At 34.4% G+C, this 18,396-nt stretch carries 16 protein-coding genes; 6 read left to right on the top strand and 10 right to left on the bottom strand.

Annotation, left to right across the window (positions count from 1 at the left end; all coding sequences use genetic code 11):
- Positions 1-2: 2 nt before the first annotated feature.
- The 3 genes from BZ25_RS09750 to BZ25_RS09740 form a co-directional block, all read right to left on the bottom strand.
- Positions 3-635, bottom strand: a complete 633-nt coding sequence (locus BZ25_RS09750) for a hypothetical protein (protein WP_147429946.1) — start codon at positions 633-635, stop codon at positions 3-5.
- Positions 636-710: 75 nt separating this feature from the next.
- On the bottom strand, positions 711-1,274 hold the full coding sequence (locus tag BZ25_RS09745; RefSeq protein WP_012208569.1) for a hypothetical protein: 564 nt from the start codon (positions 1,272-1,274) through the stop codon (positions 711-713).
- Complete coding sequence (locus BZ25_RS09740) at positions 1,271-2,689, bottom strand: aminopeptidase (protein WP_121514847.1); 1,419 nt, start codon at positions 2,687-2,689, stop codon at positions 1,271-1,273. Before BZ25_RS09740 ends, BZ25_RS09745 begins: the two co-directional genes overlap by 4 nt.
- A gap of 274 nt (positions 2,690-2,963) precedes the next feature.
- Here BZ25_RS09740 and glpX point away from each other — a divergent pair, with 274 nt between their 5' ends.
- Positions 2,964-3,992, top strand: a complete 1,029-nt coding sequence (gene glpX / locus BZ25_RS09735) for a class II fructose-bisphosphatase (protein ID WP_121514846.1) — start codon at positions 2,964-2,966, stop codon at positions 3,990-3,992.
- Here glpX and BZ25_RS09730 read toward each other — a convergent pair.
- The 5 genes from BZ25_RS09730 to lspA are packed head-to-tail and all read right to left on the bottom strand — an operon-like array spanning position 3,989 to position 9,932.
- A complete protein-coding gene (locus BZ25_RS09730; protein WP_121514845.1) occupies positions 3,989-5,044 on the bottom strand; it encodes a lysylphosphatidylglycerol synthase transmembrane domain-containing protein in 1,056 nt (351 codons plus the stop codon). The genes glpX and BZ25_RS09730 overlap by 4 nt on opposite strands.
- Complete coding sequence (locus BZ25_RS09725) at positions 5,037-6,095, bottom strand: glycosyltransferase family 4 protein (protein ID WP_121514844.1); 1,059 nt, start codon at positions 6,093-6,095, stop codon at positions 5,037-5,039. The genes BZ25_RS09730 and BZ25_RS09725 overlap by 8 nt, the downstream gene beginning before the upstream one ends.
- A gap of 23 nt (positions 6,096-6,118) precedes the next feature.
- The gene (gene dnaE / locus BZ25_RS09720) at positions 6,119-8,527 is read right to left on the bottom strand and encodes a DNA polymerase III subunit alpha (protein ID WP_121514843.1); all 2,409 of its coding nucleotides are present in this window, start codon (positions 8,525-8,527) and stop codon (positions 6,119-6,121) included.
- Positions 8,528-8,542: 15 nt separating this feature from the next.
- Positions 8,543-9,502 (bottom strand): RluA family pseudouridine synthase, encoded by a 960-nt coding sequence (locus tag BZ25_RS09715; RefSeq protein WP_121514842.1) that lies wholly within the window; start codon positions 9,500-9,502, stop codon positions 8,543-8,545.
- The gene (gene lspA, locus BZ25_RS09710) at positions 9,477-9,932 is read right to left on the bottom strand and encodes a signal peptidase II (protein WP_121514841.1); all 456 of its coding nucleotides are present in this window, start codon (positions 9,930-9,932) and stop codon (positions 9,477-9,479) included. Before lspA ends, BZ25_RS09715 begins: the two co-directional genes overlap by 26 nt.
- Before the next feature lie 352 nt (positions 9,933-10,284).
- Between lspA and BZ25_RS09705 the strand changes: the two genes are divergently transcribed.
- Together BZ25_RS09705 and metA are read left to right on the top strand one after the other, a co-directional pair.
- A complete protein-coding gene (locus BZ25_RS09705) occupies positions 10,285-11,574 on the top strand; it encodes an O-acetylhomoserine aminocarboxypropyltransferase/cysteine synthase family protein (RefSeq protein WP_121514871.1) in 1,290 nt (429 codons plus the stop codon).
- 48 nt (positions 11,575-11,622) lie between these two features.
- On the top strand, positions 11,623-12,552 hold the full coding sequence (gene metA / locus BZ25_RS09700; protein WP_103898410.1) for a homoserine O-succinyltransferase: 930 nt from the start codon (positions 11,623-11,625) through the stop codon (positions 12,550-12,552).
- A gap of 84 nt (positions 12,553-12,636) precedes the next feature.
- On the opposite strand, the gene ackA is transcribed toward metA, so the two are convergent.
- Positions 12,637-13,842 carry an acetate kinase gene (gene ackA / locus BZ25_RS09695; RefSeq protein ID WP_012208559.1) on the bottom strand — a complete coding sequence of 402 codons (1,206 nt, stop codon included), beginning with the start codon at positions 13,840-13,842 and terminating at the stop codon, positions 12,637-12,639.
- Positions 13,843-14,138: 296 nt separating this feature from the next.
- Here ackA and BZ25_RS09690 point away from each other — a divergent pair, with 296 nt between their 5' ends.
- The gene (locus BZ25_RS09690) at positions 14,139-15,152 is read left to right on the top strand and encodes a permease (protein ID WP_121514840.1); all 1,014 of its coding nucleotides are present in this window, start codon (positions 14,139-14,141) and stop codon (positions 15,150-15,152) included.
- Between the two features lie 198 nt (positions 15,153-15,350).
- Positions 15,351-15,695 carry a thioredoxin family protein gene (locus BZ25_RS09685; protein WP_121514839.1) on the top strand — a complete coding sequence of 115 codons (345 nt, stop codon included), beginning with the start codon at positions 15,351-15,353 and terminating at the stop codon, positions 15,693-15,695.
- Between the two features lie 270 nt (positions 15,696-15,965).
- On the opposite strand, the gene BZ25_RS09680 is transcribed toward BZ25_RS09685, so the two are convergent.
- Positions 15,966-16,418, bottom strand: a complete 453-nt coding sequence (locus tag BZ25_RS09680) for an SDR family NAD(P)-dependent oxidoreductase (protein ID WP_255415888.1) — start codon at positions 16,416-16,418, stop codon at positions 15,966-15,968.
- A 188-nt stretch (positions 16,419-16,606) separates the two neighbouring features.
- Between BZ25_RS09680 and BZ25_RS09675 the strand changes: the two genes are divergently transcribed.
- A complete protein-coding gene (locus BZ25_RS09675; protein WP_158584900.1) occupies positions 16,607-18,256 on the top strand; it encodes an IS1634 family transposase in 1,650 nt (549 codons plus the stop codon).
- The last annotated feature ends 140 nt before the right edge of the window (positions 18,257-18,396 follow it).

The following is an 18,396-nucleotide window of genomic DNA, read 5'->3' as shown; positions in this document are numbered from 1 at the left end:
AATTATCTTTGAATTAGGTCTATTTTTGTTTTTATCCTTTGCAAATCGTTGTAATTTTTTTCTAAATAATTATCTTTGATAGTTTTTAAATAGCCTAAGTTCAGCCATATCTTTCCCCTTTCTTTCAATGAGGTTTTATCTTCTTCTAGAATAGAAGGGGAAAATATTTTTTGATCTGTTAGAACATATGCAAGCAAATTATTAGCTAAGTCTTGATTGTTGCCAGCCACAGGACTTTTGCTGAATACTAAGTCAACTTCTTGAATCTTCAAAGTTGTTATAACAGCGGGATTTATCATTTCTTCTGGAAGGATAAAAGAGATTTTATAAGAGTTTATTGAGAATAATCTATGAGTTAAACTTCTTTCCTGGTTTATGAAGATAACTTGATTGTTGAAAAGTTTGAGAATATCGTTTTTTAGAAATAGAATCAAATGAATTCCATAAATATTGACAATTTCAGAAATCAAGTGTAATTTGCGGTAGTGGATGTTTTTGTTAGAGGAGAAAAAAAAGATATAAAAACCTTGGTTAATACCTTCAGCAAGCTGTTTTATTATGCTTTTTGGTTTCAATTTTTTTATTACGTATATACCTAAGCTGTTCTTATTATAACTTTTGGGTTCTTCAATCATTTTTAAAGACTCAAATAATTCTTTTTTAAGAAAATTATAACGTAACTTTAAGAACAGATGTTGTGATCTCATTTTTTACCTCAACACCTTGACATCATAGGTGTGAATTGTTTCTTTCAAATCCGATAAATACTTTCCAAAAGAGTACATATAATTTTTACTCTTTTTAAAATCAAGTGTGAAATAAATAGCGTTTTTGATCACGAATTCGTTTTTGTAATTGGGAACGATGTAGGACACCGTAGATTCGTTTTTCGACGTGTTGATAATTATCGCCGGTATTTTTACAATTCTCAAATTAGACTGAATATGCAGGAGTACTTTTCTTTCTAAATTTTCAGAGAAGTTCAAAGATAGAACGATTAAATCCACTTGATACAAAAGATTCAAGAAATAAAATTCAAAATTTAGAGCATCGTTGGTAAACCCAAAAGATAATAAAACATCTTTTTCTGTGATGAACCTATTATCCTTGTTTAAGTATGTTTTGTTCCTGTTTATATAACATTCTACATACTCTTTGTTATTGATAGCAATAACCTCAGATTGGTCGTTTAAAGACCAACCTGAGGTGGATAATATTAAATCAAAATCAAAAAATTCCATTGCATTTGCTGAGTTTCCTACAAAAATTCTCATTTTCCAAACTTTTCGTAAAAAGTTTTATATGCCAAATAAGTTTCGTATATATCCGCTTTTGATGCCACTTCATACGGAGAGTGCATCCCCAAAAGCGGCACGCCGGCATCCAAAACGTCTAAACCTTTTTCAGAAAAGAAAAGGGCTATGGTTCCTCCTCCGCCTCTATCTACTTTTCCCAATTCTCCCATTTGCCAAGATATGCCTTCTTGATTGAAAAGATTTCTAACTTTTCCTACTAATTCAGCATTTGCATCGTTTGTTCTGCCTTTGCCACCTGAACCTGTGTATTTCATAAGAGTTATACCGTAACCAAGTTGTGGAGCGTTGGATAAATCGTGAGCTTCTTTGTAATTTGGATCAACAGCAGCTGACACATCGGCTGAAAGCAAAGTAGAATTGGTGAGAATTTCTTCTATGTTTTGAATTAGTTCTTCTTCTTTTGCTAAAGCAGCAATTTTCTTCAAAACGTAGATCCAGAAATGATTTTTTGCTCCTGTATTTCCATCGCTACCTATTTCTTCTTTATCGACTAGTAAAACTGCCGGGTTTTTTACAGATGTTTGAGCATCGATTAAAGCGGTCAATCCTGTGTAGGCACAGACCCTATCGTCGTGTCCGTAGGAAGCTAAAAGGCTTTTATCCAATCCTACATCTCTAGCAGGAAGTGCAGGAACGATTTCCAATTCAGCACTAACTAAGTCTTCTTCTACGATTCCATATTTATCGTTCAAAATCTTCAAGATATTTAACTTAACTGGATTTTTAATCTTATCGGTTTCATCGTAGGAAATAGCAGTAGTACCAACTAATACATTCATTTTTTCGGCTTCAAATGCTTCCGAAACCTTTTTATTAGCCAAATCTCTATCGAGATGTGGCAGTAAATCTGATATTACAAATACGGGATCGTTTTCGTCTTGTCCTATGGAAACCTCTATTTTACTTCCATCGCTTTTTATTACTACGCCATGTAATTCAAGAGGTATGTTGAACCAGTGATACTTCTTCACTCCACCATAATAATGAGTCTTTGCCATTGCAATATTCTCATCTTCCACTATTGGCTCGGGTTTCAAATCAAACCTTGGTGAATCTATGTGTGCACCTACTATGTTGATACCATCCTTCAAAGGATTGTTGTACTTGAACGCAAATACCGCTTTGTCTCTGTTTACAAAGTAAACTTTATCACCTTTCTCTATCTTTCCAGAGTTCACGTAATGAGAAAGAGGTTTGAAACCGTTTTTTTCAAGGAGCTCCACTGAGTATGTAGCTGCCTTTCTTTCAGTTTTAGAAAAGTTGATAAAATCCTTGTACTGTGAAGTATACCTATCGATATCTTCTTTGCTTCTTTTGCTCCATACACTTTTCTTTTGAAAAGTTAAACTTTTTTCTAACTCTGTTAGGTCCATTAGATCACCTCCAATAAAATTTTACCATATTTTTTTGAAAATAAGCACAGTTAAATAATTTTTCATGCAGTTCTGATTTATGAATACTCAAATAATCCGTTTATAAATGATTAGGAAGAAATATTTCGAAATAGAATTGATTACGATGTTTAAACTTAAATTTTCTTCAATTTTATTATTTGTTTAAAAAGTATAAAAATATTATAATAGAAACGCTAACACAAAGTTAGACATTTTAAAGACAATTAAAAAAATTTTATAAGGGGGCGTTTTTATGGAAAAGAAAATTTATCCAGAGTTGACTATGGATTTTGTAAGGGTTACAGAAGCATCGGCTTTGATGAGTAGTTTATACTTGGGCTGTGGTAACCTAGAAATGATCAAGCATAGTTCCATCGATGCTATGAGAGGTATGTTTGATTACATAGACTTTAAAGGGAATATAGTAATGAGTAAATACGATAAAGAAAATTCAAATATGCTGTATGTAGGTGAAAAAGTTGGTAGTTGGCAAGATGACACTTCCGAAATGGATTTAGCTGTTGATGCTATAGACGGAGTGAAATTGGCTGCTTTCGGCTTGCCAAATGCCATAAGTGCGGTTGCCGCCACGGTGTCGGGAAGCATTAAATTACTGCCGACTTTTTATTCTTATAAGCTTGCTGTAGGTCGTGAATTAAAAGGTAAATTGGATTTGAGAAAACCTATGAAAGAGAATATAAAAATTGCAAGTGAGGTTTTGGGAATTGCACCTACGGAACTAACTTTTGTTATTTTAAATAGGCAAAGGCATGAAGAGATTATAGAAGAGATTAAAGAAGCTGGTTCAAGAATAAAATTAATAAGTGATGGAGATATTACAGCTGCCATAGCCACCGCAGTTCCCGATAGCGGGGTGGATATCTACGTTGGTATTGGAGGCACTCTTGAAGGAATACTCTCAGCTGCTGCTTTAAAAACGCTTGGTGGAGAAATCCAAGTGAAATTGTGGGCAAGGGATAGAATTGAAGAGCAATCGATCAAGGAAGAAGGTTGGGACCTTGAAAAGATCTTTTATACCGATGAAATAGTTGGTGGGGAAGATGTAATATTTTCTGCTACGGGTATAACCGATGGAGATCTTTTAAAAGGGGTTAAATTTGTAAAAGGTTTTGCTTACACTCATACACTTACGATGAGAAGTAAGAGTGCAACCGTAAGAAAAATAGAGTCTATGCATAATTTAAAAAATAAAACTATAAGGTTGAAATCTTTGGAAGAGGATAAAAGATTAATCGATTTGAGGAACGAGTATATTAATTAAGTTGAAAATCTTTTTTCTTTTGTCCTTGTCATAAGTAAGATTACCCCTTCAAAGGCTATTTGTAAATAATAAGTTGCAAATCTCCACAACAGTACAGTAGTAGAAACGAATCTTCCAGGCATGAAACTGGCAAGAACGATACCATACAATGCTTCTACCCCACCTGAGGACCCTGGGGTAGGTATGTAATAGACGACAAAGTTCATTATTATAAAAAGTATGAATACTTCAAGAATGCTGTAACTTCCTGACGTAATTGATGATAGTGTAATGTGCAAACCTAAAGAATGAAAAAAAACGATGAAACCTCCAAGTATAAAGTCTATTGTAACTATATGTGCCTTTTCGATCCATAGCGTTTTAATACTTAACTTTAGCTCTTCCAACCAATTTTCTAATTTTTGTAATCTTTGTTCGAATTTCGATTTGCTTTTTAATGGAAATATCTTTAGTAAAAAATTAAACAACTTATATATCAATTTTGGGTTTAAAAATAGTAAAATTAACAAAGCAGAGAACCCTAAAGCAGCTATAATACCAATGATAAGTATATATTTCCCAGTTCCTATTCTGCTTAAAATACTCATTACTCTTCTTATGAAAATTAGGATGATGGCAGAAGAAAACAGTAAATTTTCTACAAGCCTTGACAACACTATATTTGTAGCCAAAGTTGATTCTATTCCTAATTTTGTAAGATGGTATATTTGATAAGGTTGACCACCACTAGCCATCGGAGTGATATTTGACATAAAATAGAATGAAATGGTATTATAAATAGCATCTTTAAACTTAATTTTTTTGTGGAAACTTAAGGTTACTATATACAATCTTATTAAATCGATCAAATAAGCCATAGAAAAAACTGCGAATACCTTCACAATAAAAAGTAAATTGACTGTTTTAAGGATGGCGAAGGTTTCTTGGAAATCTGCAAAAAAAGAGATCACAATGTTGATGACTAAACCAATAATTAAAACAACGATTAGATTAATGATTATTTTTTTTCTACTAAGTGCGCTTTCATTGTCTTTGTCTTTTTCCTCAGACATTTTTTCCTCCTGTATGGATTTTTTGCTTTATACCTTCTTCATAGATATTTTTTAATTTTATAAAGGCTTTTTCATCGCTATAATTTTCAAATAAGATGTAAGATTTTTTCTCATATTCAGCGTATAACTCTTTGTTAGTATTAAGCTTTTTGATTATCTCAACAAAATCTTCCACTGAATTACCAGATAAATAGTTGGGAGAAAATATTTGTTTGTAAACTGGTAAATCTCTCAAAACTAAAGGTAAACCACTTCCAGTTGCTTCTATTACTACTAAACCAAAGGTTTCATGAAATGAAGGAAAGAAGAAAATATCTGATAAAGAATAATAATCGATCATTTTTTCTCGGTTTATAGTCCCAGTAAAATTGACATTATTAGGAGCCCTTTTTGTAAGCTTATTCATTTCATCATAGTGCTCGGTTAAATGTTTAAAGGGCATTCCACCAGCCCAAATGAACTTCATGTTCTTTAATCTTTTAGCGGTTTCCACGAAATCTGTTATACCTTTTCTGGGTTGTATCTGTCCGGCACCTAAAATTATGAAATCATCGTCATTATACCCGTATTTTTTTCTTAAATAAGATTTTTGTGAGTGTTTTTCCTCAGGTTTTGTGAGAAACAATTCTTTTATAACAAAGTTTCTAAAGATCACAATTTTATTAGGATTTATCTTGAGATCCTTAATCAATTCATTTTTGGTCTCTTCACTGACGGCTAAAATACAGTCAGAAGAATTGTAAAAATGTCTTGAATACCTAATAAAAAAAGGTAACCATAGTTTGTTGAATTTTATACTCCCTTTCAACGAATTAGGAACTACATGAGCAGAAATCACACAAAAAGATTTTTTCTTATTCTTTAACAATGATAAGAAGCTTTTTATATTGAGAGTATGGATATGTAAAACATCGTAATTTCCTAAAATTTTGTTCTCATATATAGTGTAATCACTGTATTTTTTTAAGATGTATTTGTGATCCGATGTGGCAGACTGTAACCCGTGACCAGGGGGTTGTTTCTCAGCTATTGATAAAATATTGATTTTCATTTTTCACTCCTAAAAATTGAAATTTAAATGTATTTAATAAGTCTTTTTAGGTTTTTGTTATAAACTTTTGAATTGATCATAGCAGAGTTATCTACTATAAAATCTCTGTAGACATAACCATCAAGGTAAACCTTTTGCCTATAGAGATATTTGTCTATCAACGTGTTAGATAACCCTTTTTGGGACATTAAACTCAATGGAAATCCTATACTTTCTATTTCGTACTGGGCTAAATCTTGTAAGGTTGTTTCAACCTTTTTAGTTGATTTTTGTTCTCTCTCTCCAAATAACGTACTTTTTATATCTTCTAACTGTTGAACTTTTCCCTTCACTCGCTGAGTGGTTTCTCTTAGTAGATTTTTACGGTTGTTGTTAAAATAATCTAATGCGCCTGATTTGATTATTAATTCCACAATATTTCTGTTGATATTTTTGTTTATTATGAAATTAAAAAAATTTTCTAAGCTTAAGAGTTTCGCTTCTTCAAATATCTGAGAAACATTTTTACCTATTCCTTTAATTATATACAAAGGTAGTATTAGCTCTGTTTCACTTGCCAAACCAAATGGATATCTAATGTCGGGTAACTTTATTTTTACACCTAAAACCGATGCTTCATTTATTACATCGACATCAACGCCTTTTATTTTAACATATTCTAAGAAGAAATTGGAAGGATCTTTAAATTTTTTTTCTGAAAGCCAGTATGTAATGTGAGCGTATGCTACCGCATGAGATTTATTAAAGGCATACTGAGCAAAGTTTTCTATCTGAGAAAACAATAAAGTTGCTTCTTTTTCGTCTATCTTTTTTGAGGCGTTGGTAACAAATTTGTTTTTGAAGGTTGTAATTTTGTCTTTCTCTTTTTTAGATACTGCTTTTCTCAATAAATCTGATTCTTGTGAAGAAAATTCTCCTAAGATTTGAGCGATTTTCATTATCTGTTCTTGGTAAACTAAAACTCCCTTTGTCTCGGGGAAGATTTTTTTCAAATATTCTGGGGAGTCATCATTAACGTATTGATCTATCATCCCAGATTCAAGAGGTCCGGGCCTATTGATGGCTAATAGTAAGATAAGTTCTTCAAAATTTTTGGGTTTTATTCTTTGGGCTAATTTTTGCCCTAATTTTGAGTCCAATTGGAAGATGCCTTTTGTCAAACCTTTAGATAGGTAATGGAAAGTTTTTGAATCGTTAAGCTCCCGGTACTTTTCTTTTATCTGTAATCTTTTTAAGAAGGTCAACGTGTCCAAAGCTAAAATGTCAAACTTTTCCACTCCTAAATATTTTAAATCAGACATTTCCCATTCTATTATAGGTACTTCCTTTTTTTCCACAGGAGAAAAGGTTCTAAGGTCATTTTGGGAAATTATTAAACCCGCTGCATGTACTGACTCTGCAACTTCTATTCCTTCAAGATAATAAGCGGCATAAAAAAAGGTTTTCTCTTTTTGTGATAAAGATTTGAATTTATCGATGTTCTCTTTGCTTCTTATTGGGGTGTTTATTTTGGCTTCTAAATTGTATCCAAGTAATTCTTCTGCCTTTTTTAAAGCAGATTTAATTTTCATGGTTGAGTAGGTCCTGATTTGAGAGATCTTGTTTTCTCCAAATTCTTTTTGCAATGCCTTTATTAGATCAACCCTTTTCTCCGCGTCGATATCAAGGTCTATATCGGGTAATTCATGCCTGTATTCGTTTAGAAATCTTTCGAAGAGGAGATCGTATTCAATAGGATTCACCTTAGTTATTCCTAATTTATAAACTAAAAAGGAACCCACTGCGGAGCCTCTTCCAGGTCCGACCGAGATGCCATTTTTTTTAGCGGTGTCAACGATTTTTTTAACCGTTAAAATATAATTTTCTACTTTTAACTTTTTTATTATGTTCAGCTCGTAAGATAGTCTTCTTTTTTCTTCGAAAGTTAGGTCTTTTTGTGAAATAGTATCTGTTAAATTATAGTCGGTGACTTTGTATTCATCAAATCTATAGTTTCCTATATTGTAATAAGTTTCTATATTTGAGAAAATAGATAGTTCATTTTGATATTTTAAACTATCTTTGATGCAAAGAGATTCTTCATCTTTAAAAATATCTTTTAAAAAGTCAGTTGGATACTTCACATAGGGAAGATCCAAATCGATTTTTTTTAATCTTAAGTTGTTTCCTAATCCGTTGTAGTGCATTATAGCTGATCTAATATCGTTGTTTGTTTGCAATAAGTACTTACCATTTGCAGTTTCATATAATATTATTGGCTTAATTCTATACTTTTGGGCATAAACGATAAAACTCACCCATGATCTTGGGTGCGGTTCTGATAGAACTATGCAATTGTACTCATATCTTTTTGCTATGGAGAAAAGGTCCCTTAGCTGAAGATATGATTTGCCAATGCTTTTTGAAGTTATCACAGGTCCTAAGATCTTCAATGGCAGGGCCCTCCATCAAGAATTTTGTCTTTTTAGGTTTGTTAAAGTGATCAATAGATTTTTAAAATCTTCGGGTAAGGGGGCCAAAAATTCCATCCATTCGTTACTTTTTGGATGATAAAAGCCTAATTTCAAAGCATGAAGCATCTGTCTATCTACTGATATTTGAAGATCTTTTTCGACTTTATTTTTTCCATACAAAGAATCTCCAATTACTGGATTACCGATGTATTTGAAATGCACTCTGATTTGATGTGTCCTTCCTGTTTTCAACCTTATCCAAACCAATGTGGCAAGATCTCCAAATTCTTTTAAAACTTTGTATTCGGTTATCGCTTCTCTTCCGTTGTACACAACAGCCCTTTTATGCCTTAAAATAGGATGCCTCCCCAAGGGTAGGTCTATTTCCCCTTCCTTTTCTTTCAGTGTTCCTTCTATTAGGGCCACATAGTATTTCATGGTCTTTCTTTCCTTGAATTCTTTTGAAAGCAAGTGATGTGAAAATGCGTTTTTTGCTACGACCAACACACCTGAAGTTTCTTTGTCCAATCTATGAACGATTCCTAATCTGCTTGGATCTTGCATAGTTTTATCAAGATCCTTTACATGGTACATTAGGGCGTTAACCAAAGTACCGGTTTTGATACTCGGTGTTGGATGCACTATCAATCCAGCAGGTTTGTTAATAACGATTAATTCCTCATCTTCATACAGTATATTTAATGGTATATTTTCTGGTAGGATATTTTCTTCTTTAGTTTCTTCTACCAATTCATGAAAATCTATTTGAATTTCGTCACCCTGCTTAACTTTGTAATGAGGTTTCTTTTGAGACCCGTTGACGGTAATTTGTCCTTTAATTATAGCGTTTTGAATGAGATTTCGAGAAATTTCGATTGGCATTTTTTGGGCGATGTGTACATCAAGCCTTTTTTGTTCATCTTCCTTTTCAACTTTGTACACTCTTTTTTTCATATTTGCTCCTTTTGAAAAAATGGTATAATAAAATCACACCACCAAACGTCACGAATATATCAGCTACGTTGAATATAGAAAAGTTTGGCCAATATATCATATCTACAACGTATCCTAACCTGATTCTATCAATGATATTACCTAAAGCCCCTCCTATAATAAAAGCTATACCTAAGTCAAAAGACGTAGTAAAAAACTTATATTTTTCTTTGTATTTTTCTTTTAAGATAAAAAGAAAAATTACTATTAGTGTAGAGAAGATACCATGAAACAAAGCCATATCTTTAAAAAGTCCAAAAGCGATGCCTGTGTTTTCAACATAAGTCAACTGGAAAAATCCGATTTTAATATTTTTTTCTAAAAGAAACGTTTCAGAAAGTTTTTTAGTTAGTTGGTCAAAAAAGATAATGATAGGTATAACCCAATTCATTTGTTCAATCCTTCCTTTTCACTTTATTATAGCTGATATTGATTATAACACTTTAGAGGTAAAAATTGTCACTTTACCGTTAAAAATCTTATCAACCGGACTGTTAGACGAAGGTACTCAATCACTTTCATTCTTATAGGTGGGCTACGGGGTAAAGAGCACAAAAGTCTTTTCCACATGCGCGGGCTGCGGGGCCAAAGTGCTGAAACTCCTTCATCCTTAGAGGGCGGGTAGCAGGGCAAAGGTGCTGAAAGTTTTTCATCCTTCTGGGTGGGGAGCGGGGCGAAGGGGCGCTAACACAGGTTTTAGAGTTCCTAAAGGCTGTAATTTTAAACAAATGAGGAGGAAAGATATGGAAGAAAGAATTCACAACTTCGATACTTTAATGGTTCATGCGGGTTTTGAAAAAGATCCAACTACCGGGGCTAACGTAGTGCCAATTTACCAGACTTCATCTTATACCTTTGAAGATTCAGCTCATGCCCTTAGGCTTTTCAACATGGAAGAAACTGGGAACATATATACACGTATAATGAACCCGACGACCGATGTGTTGGAGAAAAGGGTTGCTGCTTTGGAAGGTGGTGTGGGCGCTTTAGCCACTTCCTCGGGGCAAGCTGCAGAAGCGATAGCGGTCTTAAACATTATGGAAGAAGGGGATGAAATACTTACAGCAAGCTCTTTGTATGGTGGAACATTCACATTATTTAAGAATTCTTTGAGTAGATTTGGCATAAAAACCCACTTCTTTGACATTGACGATGTGGATAGCTTGAAAAATAAGATAAATAATCGGACAAAGGCGGTTTATGTGGAAACCATTGGTAATCCCGAACTTTCTGTACCTGATTTTGAGCAGATTTCTAAGATAGCTCATGAGAATGGTATACCTTTGATCGTAGATAACACCTTTGCGACACCGTACTTGTGCAGACCTTTTGAATTTGGCGCTGATATCGTTGTTCACTCTTTAACCAAATATTTGAACGGGCACGGTAATTCAATTGGTGGAATTATTGTTGATAGTGGAAATTTCGACTGGAACAACGGTAAATTTAATATGTTAACTGAAGAAGATCCTGCTTTTCATGGGATAAGCTTTTATAAAAAATTTGGAAATGCTGCCTATATCTCAAAAGCCCGCTCCCAATGGTTAAGAGATCTAGGGGCTTCAATAAGTCCTTTCAATTCTTTTTTGATATTGCAGGGCATTGAAACATTGAGTTTAAGAATGGAAAGGCATTCCTCAAACGCAATGAAAATTGCAGAATTCCTATCCGAAGATTCGAGAGTGAGCTGGGTAAATTATCCAGGACTGAAAAATCATAAGGCTCATAAAAATGCGGTTAAATATCTAAAACATGGTTATGGAGGGATGCTTTCCTTCGGAGTAAAAGGTGGAGTAGAAGCTGGGAAAAGATTTATCGAAAGTTTAAGAATATTTTCCCATGTTGCAAATGTTGGCGATGTTCGATCACTCGCCGTTCATCCTGCTAGTACCACTCACGGGCAATTGAGTGAAGAAGAACAGTTGGCTTCTGGGGTAAGTCCTGATATGATTAGACTATCCGTTGGAATAGAAGATATTAATGATTTGATTGAGGATATAGATTCAGCTCTAACTAAAGCAACTAAGAACTAATAACCATTTTTTAAGTTCATCCGGGACAGAACGAAAGGAGTGTTAAAAGTGCCTATAAAAATTCCTGAAAACTTACCAGCTGCAGAAGTATTGAGAGAAGAAAACATATTTATAATGACTGAAGAGAGGGCGGCACACCAAGATATTAGGCCTTTAGAGATTGTTATTTTGAATCTAATGCCAAACAAGATAGTCACCGAAACTCAATTATTACGCTTGTTAGGAAACACCCCTTTGCAAATAAATGTAGTGCTTTTAAGGATGGTATCACATAGCCACAAAAACGTATCGCAAGAGTACTTAGACACCTTTTATAAATCTTTTGATCAGATAAGTCACAGAAAGTTCGACGGATTAATTATCACTGGGGCCCCTGTTGAAACTCTTGATTTTGAACAAGTGGATTATTGGGAAGAGCTTAAAGAAGTGATGGACTGGTCAAAGAAAAATGTATTTTCTACTCTTCATATTTGTTGGGGTGCACAAGCAGGATTGTACTATCACTATGGTATAAACAAATATCATGTATCAAAGAAGATATTCGGCGTATTTGAGCATTCGGTAAGTTGTGAAGACTCGCCATTGGTTAGAGGGTTTGATGATACGTTTTGGGTCCCTCATTCGAGACATACCCAAATCAAAAGAGAAGATATTGAACCAATAAAAGAACTGATGATCCTATCCGAATCGAAAAAAGCAGGTGTTTATTTAGTTGAGAGAAAAGATGGTAGGCAAGTGTTTGTTACAGGACATCCGGAATACGATCCAGAGGTTTTAAAAAAAGAATACTATCGTGATTTAGAGAAAGGTATGGACATTGATATCCCAGTAAACTACTTCCCACATGATGATCCAGAAAAACGGCCCGTCGTGAGATGGCGAAGTCATGCTTATATTTTATTCAACAATTGGTTAAATTACTATGTTTACCAACAAACCCCATACAATCTTGACAATATTGACCAAGCAATCCTTTAACAATCAATTCAAAAAAAACAAAACTGTAGGGCTAACTTATTAGTTGCTCTACAGTTTTAGTATCTTTATACAAAATTTTAGAATTTAATTTTTGGTTGAAACCAATTCTTTTGTTTCTCTTGCTATCATAAGTTCTTCGTTTGTTGGAACTACCAACACGGTTACCTTAGAATCGGGAGTACTTATGACCCTTTCTAAGCCTTTAAAATTGTTTTTCTCTTTATCTATCTTTACACCAAGGTAAGTTAAATACTTTTCACATATTTCTTCCCTTGTTACCGGAGAATTCTCTCCTACACCGGCGGTAAACACTATAACATCTACACCGTTCATCGCTGCAGCGTAAGCTCCAATATATTTGGCTATCCTGTACTCATAAATGTCAAGTGCAAGACGACAAACTTTATCTCCTTCTAATGCTTTATCTTCAATATCCCTCATATCACTTGAGAAACCTTTCGTTATTCCATAGACTCCACTTTTATTATTCAATATTCCTATAACTTCTTTTGCTGTTAATCCCTCTTCTTGAGCCAGAAATGAAACAATGGCAGGATCTATATCCCCACTTCTTGTTCCCATAACTAAACCCTCTAAAGGAGTGAATCCCATTGAAGTGTCGAAAGATTGACCATTTTTTACAGCGGCAATGGATGCCCCATTTCCAATGTGTGAGGTTATGATTTTAAGTGTTTTTATATCTTTTCCCAATATTTCGGCTGCCCTTCTTGAAACATATTTATGACTCGTACCATGGAACCCATAACGTCGAATCTTGTATTTTTCGTAGTACTCATAAGGAATTGCATACAAGAAAGAAGTATTTGGCATAGTTTGGTGGAAAGAAGTATCAAATACCCCAACTTGTGGCACATTGGGTAAAAGGTCCATCGCTGCTTTTATTCCCATGACGTTTGCAGGATTGTGCAACGGCGCCAAAAAAGACATCATTTCAATTGCATCCAAAGACTCTTTGTCAATAATAACAGAAGAAGAAAATCTTTCACCCCCGTGCACCACTCTATGTCCAACTGCATCTATTTCCTTTAGAGATGAAATAACCTTGTAATCTTCAGAAGTCAAGAGATCTAAAACTTCTTTTAAACCTTCTTCATGATTTTTTATAACCTTCTCTATAACATATTTTTCTTCGTTTTTTCTGTGGATAATTCTGGACCCTTCTATACCTATTCTTTCGACCAATCCTTTGGCTAAAACTTTTTCTGTATCCATTTCAAGAAGTTGATATTTAATCGAAGAACTACCTGAGTTGATTACTAAAACTTTCATGTTTTTCCTCCTCACGCAAACGATTTTTTAACCGTTAAATTATACAACAATATAGAAGAAATTTCAAATAAAAAGTATTCAAGAATAATAAGTAGCAATAATCTCTTTTGAAAGCAGTGACTTATAATCCCAGATGTAAAAAAAGTCTCTTTCGGGACATTGGGCAACAGCTGAGTTATGAGTGCCTAGTTGAAGATTATAATCACAACATATTGACAAATTTTGATTTTATTCATATAATAATATCATATCAAATATTTTTGATATGTTATTATCATATGTGAGGTTTTCCTAGAATGCAAATATTAAAAGAGATTTGGGATTTTACTCAATATCAGCTTCTTGGCATGAAATGGCTTGATACCTTGATTGGAAAGATCCTTTCAAGTCTAGGAGTGGATACATCTACCCGCATAGGTGGTAGCATCGAGTTTTTCGTCTATGATGTCATTAAGATAATCATACTGCTGTGTTTACTGATTTTCTTTATCAGTTACATTCAGAGCTTTTTTCCACCAGAACGCAGCAAGAAAATATTAGGCCGATTTCAAGGTCTCGGTGCTAACTCTGTCGCGGCTTTACTAGGCACGGTAACGCCTTTTTGTTCTTGTTCATCCATTCCTTTGTTTATTGGTTTTACATCTGCAGGCCTTCCAGTTGGAGTAACTTTCTCGTTCCTTATCTCTTCCCCTATGGTCGACCTAGGGTCGCTGTTTCTACTTATGAGTATTTTTGGAGCAAAAGTTGCAGTCGTGTATGTAATACTCGGATTGATTATCGCAGTAATAGGTGGTACGGTTATAGAAAAATTACGAATGGGGAAGTACGTTGAAAGCTTTATTATGATAGCTGGAAATGTAGATATAGAAGCACCCGACCTGACAAGAAAGGATAGACTGGTCTACTCTAGGGACCAAATGCTGTCCACCTTTAAAAAGGTGTTTCCATATATCTTGATTGGTGTGGGCATTGGCGCCATTATTCACAACTGGATTCCCGGAGAATGGATTAACTCCGTTCTCGGTAGTAAAAATCCGTTTGGAGTTGTTTTAGCCACACTTGTCGGCATACCAATGTATGCCGATATCTTTGGTGTAATCCCAATTGCAGAAGCTCTATTATCTAAAGGAGCTGACCTAGGCACCGTTCTTTCGTTTATGATGGCGGTCACAACTCTGTCTATACCATCTATGGTTATGTTACGCAAAGCTGTCAAACCGGAGCTATTGGCACTATTTATCGCAATCTGTACCATGGGTATTATTTTTGTTGGTTACTTTTTTAACGCTATTCAAGGCTTCATCATATAGTAGTAAGAAAATATCAGTAAAAGACTTGGTGTCCAGCTATTGTTTATACGATCTGTATGGAGTGTGGCGTTTACATTAGAAGTTGTTGTACCGCACAAGGTTCAATTGTGTCTATAATCTAGTTATACGTCGGAATAGATTCCAAATAGTTGCCATCAATTGAACAACAAAAACTGAATAAAAAGGGGTGTAATAAAAATGTCACTATTTGAAAAGAAAAAAGAAGAAACAACATCCTATTACGGAGAAAACCGTGATACAGGAAGCATTGCGAAGGGAGTACATGCTAAAGCTGGGGGTGCTAGTGTTAAAATACTTGGAAGCGGATGTCCAAAATGCAATCAACTTGAAGCGACAACAAAAGAGGCTCTGCAGCAGCTTGGTATGGATACAGCGATTGACCATGTAACAGATTTTTCAGAAATTGCAGCTTATGGTGTCATGACAACCCCTGCTCTTGTTGTAGATGGGAAAGTGGTTTCTTATGGTAAAGTTTTAAAAACAGAAGAGGTAGTGGAGCTTCTTCAAAAAGTTAGGTCATGAAAAAATGAATGAAATTAGCAACCCGAGTCACAGATTTCGTTAGCATGGTTGTTACACAAAGGACCTTTCATAGCACACATATTATTTAGCGGTTTTTGAATATTGAATAAATTTTTAAGATTTGAAAGACAAATCCAGGCTTTGGTTCGGTTTTCCACCTCAAGATATAAAAGATCTGCTGTGAGCGGGCCTTTCTATGTGCACTCATATGCCTGGTACATATAAAAAAACATCCGCTTTACGCGGATGTTTTGATAAAATGGTTCATAATTATAATGCAGTCCATCCTCCATCAATAACCAATTCTGAACCTGTCATGTACGAGGATTCATCGGAAGCCAAGAACAATGCTCCATTGGCAACTTCTTCTGGATCAGCAGCTCTACCTAATGGTGTAACTCCAAGAAATTGTTTAGCTGTTTGTTCATCTTCTAAAATGTCCTTAGTCATATCTGTTCTTATTACACCAGGATGTACAGAATTTACCCTGATGTTGTATTTAGCAAGTTCAACAGCGACTGTTTTTGTTAACAATCTTGAGGCACCCTTTGAAGCATGGTATGCGACTGCCATTCCAGTACCTATAATGCCCGCAACGGAAGAAATGTTAATTATAGAACCTTTCCCCGCTTTTTTCATTGCTGGTAACACGTACTTTATACCTAAAAATTGGCTCTTTGCGTTTACGTTCATTACACGATCCCATTCTCCTGAGTTTGACAGTTGAGAGACGATTTTTCAGTAAACCGAACGGAAGAAAGCGGGTTTGAGGGTATAAATCGCCTATTTTTTTGAAAAAAATTTTTTGATGTAGTGACACTTTTTTCTCTTTTAATTATATTATTCTCTTGACTTCATAATATTTCTGTGGTATAATATTAAAGACATTATGAAGTCGGGAGATGATTTGGATGTATGTTAGAACCGTAAAAAACAATCAAGGGAAAGAATACTTAAGAATAGTAGAAAGTTACCGTGAAAACGGTAAGAATAAACAAAAGATTATCGCTAATTTGGGTAGAATCGATACGATCAGTAGAAAAGAAGTGGAAAATATTGTCGATAAACTCGTACAGATATATGATATAAAAGGTTATGTGAATTTGAATAGTGTTGAGGAAGCACCCGATAAGAAGAATTATGGGATAAAGGTAATAGTGGATAAATTGTTTGAAAGGTATGAGATGGATAAGTTCTTTGAAAAGATGGATAAAAAGACGAGGTTCGATGTGGAAGATTTGTTGAAAATAATGGTTATGAACAGAATAATAGAACCGAAAAGTAAGTTGGGAATATTCAACGATCTAGATTATTACGGGTTCAAAAGGATGGATGAGGCAGAGACAGATGGGGAAGGGATAGCCTTACAATGGCTGTACAGGACGCTAGATGTTTTAGCGCAAAAGAAGGAAGAGTTAGAGAAACATCTGTATCGTCAAAGGATAAGTTTATTCAATTCTGTAGTAGACTTAGTGTTTTACGATGTAACGACGTTAGCCTTTGAGACACAACAAACGAACGAGTTACTGCAGATGGGGTATTCTAAAGATAAGAAGTTCAACGAATCACAGGTAGTTTTAGGGATGTCGATAGATAGGGATAGGATGCCGGTTAGTTTTGATATATACCCAGGTAACACATTCGAAGGACATACGTTCAAAGATACGATTGAAGTGATGAAAAAGAGGTATCAGTTGGGGAAGGTAATAGTGGTTTCTGATAGGGGGATGATGAGTAGAACCAATATGGAAATAGTAGAGAATTCCGATTACGAATTCATAGTAGGTAAATCGATAAAACAATTAAAAAAGGTGGATATATTCGATGGGGAATTCACTGAAATATCAAAAGGGATTGAATACAGAGAAATAGAATACGAGGGCAAAAGATTACTCATAATACATTCAAAGGAAAGGGCTGAAAAAGATAGAAAAGACAGGATTAGATTGATTGAAAAAGCGAAGAAAATGTTGAAAGATGGGGACATAGAATCAAAAAGCAAAAGAGGTGCAAAAAAGTACTTAAAGACAAAGAACGAAGTAGATTACACACTTGATATTGAAAAGATAGAAAAAGACGAAAAATATGACGGATACTATGGAATAATAACAAACACACAGTTGAATCCAAAACAGATATTAGAGCAATACCATACCTTGTGGAAAGTGGAAGAAAGTTTCAGAACACTAAAGAATTATCTTGAAACAAGACCGATATTTCATTGGACACAGAAAAGGATAAAGGGACACATAGTGATGAGTTTCGTATCTTACATAATGCAAAGAACACTTGAATTAGAACTTGAAAGAAACAATATAGAATACTCACACGAAAAGATAAGAGAAGCGATTAAAAACATGGAATATATAGATATTAAAACCAACGAACAGCATTTTGCCATTAGGACTAATATGAATGTTTTAGCTCAGAAGATATTGAAGATACTTAATATACCAATTCCAAAAGTGGTAACCCCGTATGAGGAATTCATAGAGAAACTGAAACTACAGGACCAAAATGAGGAAAATAAAGGATTAGAAAGGAGCAAAGCACAAGCGTAAGACTAAAACACTGATAAATAAAGGAAAAGAAAGGCATGTAGTGACACTTTTGAAAAACAGAGAAAGCAAAAAACGCTTTTTTGCATTTATTCATGCCTGTTTTATAATTCTTACGTTTTTGTAACTGTCAAACTCAGGAA

Source organism: Petrotoga sp. Shatin.DS.tank11.9.2.9.3 (assembly GCF_003665005.1).
GTDB lineage: Bacteria > Thermotogota > Thermotogae > Petrotogales > Petrotogaceae > Petrotoga > Petrotoga mobilis.
This window is presented reverse-complemented; position numbering and strand designations above follow the sequence as displayed.

Bases quoted from the DNA above. Each gene is read 5' to 3' on its own strand.
- BZ25_RS09745 (WP_012208569.1), bottom strand. From the start codon at position 1,274: ATGAGAATTTTTGTAGGAAACTCAGCAAATGCAATGGAATTTTTTGAT.
- BZ25_RS09725 (WP_121514844.1), bottom strand. From the start codon at position 6,095: ATGAAAATCAATATTTTATCAATAGCTGAGAAACAACCCCCTGGTCAC.
- BZ25_RS09715 (WP_121514842.1), bottom strand. From the start codon at position 9,502: ATGAAAAAAAGAGTGTACAAAGTTGAAAAGGAAGATGAACAAAAAAGG.
- glpX (WP_121514846.1), top strand. From the start codon at position 2,964: ATGGAAAAGAAAATTTATCCAGAGTTGACTATGGATTTTGTAAGGGTT.
- BZ25_RS09685 (WP_121514839.1), top strand. From the start codon at position 15,351: ATGTCACTATTTGAAAAGAAAAAAGAAGAAACAACATCCTATTACGGA.
- lspA (WP_121514841.1), bottom strand. From the start codon at position 9,932: ATGAATTGGGTTATACCTATCATTATCTTTTTTGACCAACTAACTAAA.
- BZ25_RS09730 (WP_121514845.1), bottom strand. From the start codon at position 5,044: ATGTCTGAGGAAAAAGACAAAGACAATGAAAGCGCACTTAGTAGAAAA.
- BZ25_RS09675 (WP_158584900.1), top strand. From the start codon at position 16,607: ATGTATGTTAGAACCGTAAAAAACAATCAAGGGAAAGAATACTTAAGA.
- BZ25_RS09705 (WP_121514871.1), top strand. From the start codon at position 10,285: ATGGAAGAAAGAATTCACAACTTCGATACTTTAATGGTTCATGCGGGT.
- ackA (WP_012208559.1), bottom strand. From the start codon at position 13,842: ATGAAAGTTTTAGTAATCAACTCAGGTAGTTCTTCGATTAAATATCAA.
- BZ25_RS09740 (WP_121514847.1), bottom strand. From the start codon at position 2,689: ATGGACCTAACAGAGTTAGAAAAAAGTTTAACTTTTCAAAAGAAAAGT.
- BZ25_RS09750 (WP_147429946.1), bottom strand. From the start codon at position 635: ATGATTGAAGAACCCAAAAGTTATAATAAGAACAGCTTAGGTATATAC.
- BZ25_RS09690 (WP_121514840.1), top strand. From the start codon at position 14,139: ATGCAAATATTAAAAGAGATTTGGGATTTTACTCAATATCAGCTTCTT.